This window comes from Pseudomonas sp. P5_A2_2 (assembly GCF_054177685.1).
In genome coordinates this window covers 1-1,707 of record NZ_JBGCUL010000936.1, presented here as the reverse complement: position 1 = coordinate 1,707, position 1,707 = coordinate 1, and the positions used below count along the sequence as shown (strand labels likewise).

Here is a 1,707-nt window from a genome sequence, read left to right as displayed (position 1 = left end):
ATCTGGGCGATGTGCCACGTTTCTTTGCGTACATAGAAGCGGTGATCGCTCGCCGCCCTGAACTGGCCGAGCTGGATGTGTTGCTGGCCAGTCTGCGCGCCGGAGTGGAAGCATGAAGGCAATGATTCTGGCTGCGGGCAAAGGCGAGCGCATGCGCCCGCTGACCCTGACCACGCCAAAACCGCTGGTTCGTGCAGGCGGCGTGCCGCTGATCGAATATCACCTGCGAGCACTGGCCGTGGCCGGGTTCACCGACATCGTGATCAATCACGCCTGGCTTGGTCGGCAGATCGAAGACTACCTGGGCGATGGATCGCGCTATGGCGTAAGCATTCAGTACTCGGCGGAAGGTGAACCCCTGGAAACCGGCGGCGGGATTTTCCGCGCGTTGCCGTTGCTGGGGGATGAAGCGTTTGTCGTGGTCAACGGCGACATCTGGACCGATTACGACTTCAGCGTGCTGCATCAACCCATCAACGGCCTGGCGCATCTGGTGCTGGTCAGCAACCCGCCACATCATCCGGCCGGGGACTTCAGCCTGGTCGGAACCCAGGTGCGCGACGGTCAGTCGCAGGCCCCTACCCTGACCTACAGCGGCATCGCCGTGTTGCATCCGCAGTTGTTCGACGGTTGCACCGCAGGAGCCTTCAAGCTCGCGCCGCTGTTGCGCAAGGCCATGGCTGATGGTCAAGTGACTGGCGAACAGTTGAAAGGGCGCTGGGTCGATGTCGGCACTCATGAGCGTCTGGTCGAAGTTGAAACATTAATCGAAGCGAGCCGCTGACATGTTGTGGCCAGGGACTCTGATTGGAGCCGGAGCAGGCTTTGCCATAGCCAGTATTCCGGGGGCCTTGCTCGGCGCGTTGTTGGGGCAGGCGCTGGACCGGCGCTTGCACCTGCAGAGCTGGGGGCATTTGCGGGAAAAGCTGGGCGGTCGCCCGGTGTTGCGTAACGATGAATTGCTGTTTGTCCTGTTGGGGCGCCTGGCCAAGTGCGACGGCCAGGTGATGGCCGGGCACATCGATCAGGCCCGAGCGGAAATGCGTGCGCTGGATATGTCCGAGCCGGCCCAGCGTCGTGCGATTGCCGCGTTCAATCGCGGCAAATCGGGCCGCGACCGGCTACGCGGTTATCTGCGTCGCCTGAGTGCCCAGCCCCATGCGGCGGAGGGCGTGTTGCGCGCCTGCTGGCGAATGGTCTGGGCCGATGGTCGTGCCGGCAGCAGCGAGCGTGAGTTGATCGGCCAATGGGGTCAGTGGCTGGGCTGCACGCCACACCAGGTGCAGGCGCTGGCCCACGACTATGAGCCGCAGAAGCGGCCATTGGCCAACAGCGCGCCAAGTTATCAGGACGCCTTGAGGCTTTTGGGGGTGTCGGCCACCACTGAACCGGCGCAGATCAAGCGTGCCTATCGGCGTCTGCTCAGTCGCCATCATCCGGACAAGATTGCCGGCAGTGGCGCGACGGCGTTGCAGGTACGTGAGGCTACCGAGCGAACGCGTGAACTGCATAACGCCTATACGCTGATTCGGGAGCGGCGGGATTTTCGCTAACAGGAAAGACTTGTGTCGTCTGTGATGGCCCTATCGCGAGCAAGCTCGCTCCCACAGGTTTTGTGTCGATAACAAAAATTGTGTTCGACGTTAATCCTGTGGGAGCGAGCTTGCTCGCGATGAAGGCGACACAGTCTTTCAGTCTGTCGCAGGC

The 1,707-nt window shown here is 62.2% G+C and carries 2 protein-coding genes and 1 pseudogene; all 3 read left to right on the top strand.

Going from position 1 to position 1,707, the window contains the following annotated elements; genetic code table 11:
- A pseudogene (locus ACXRVY_RS27515) lies at positions 1–116 on the top strand (aminoglycoside phosphotransferase); the annotation flags it as partial.
- Entirely contained in the window at positions 113–784 is a 672-nt protein-coding gene (murU, locus tag ACXRVY_RS27510; protein ID WP_223456961.1) for an N-acetylmuramate alpha-1-phosphate uridylyltransferase MurU, read from the top strand. The pseudogene ACXRVY_RS27515 and the gene murU, both read left to right, overlap by 4 nt.
- A 1-nt stretch (position 785) precedes the next feature.
- On the top strand, positions 786–1,553 hold the full coding sequence (locus ACXRVY_RS27505) for a TerB family tellurite resistance protein (protein WP_223456963.1): 768 nt from the start codon (positions 786–788) through the stop codon (positions 1,551–1,553).
- Positions 1,554–1,707 lie beyond the last annotated feature (154 nt).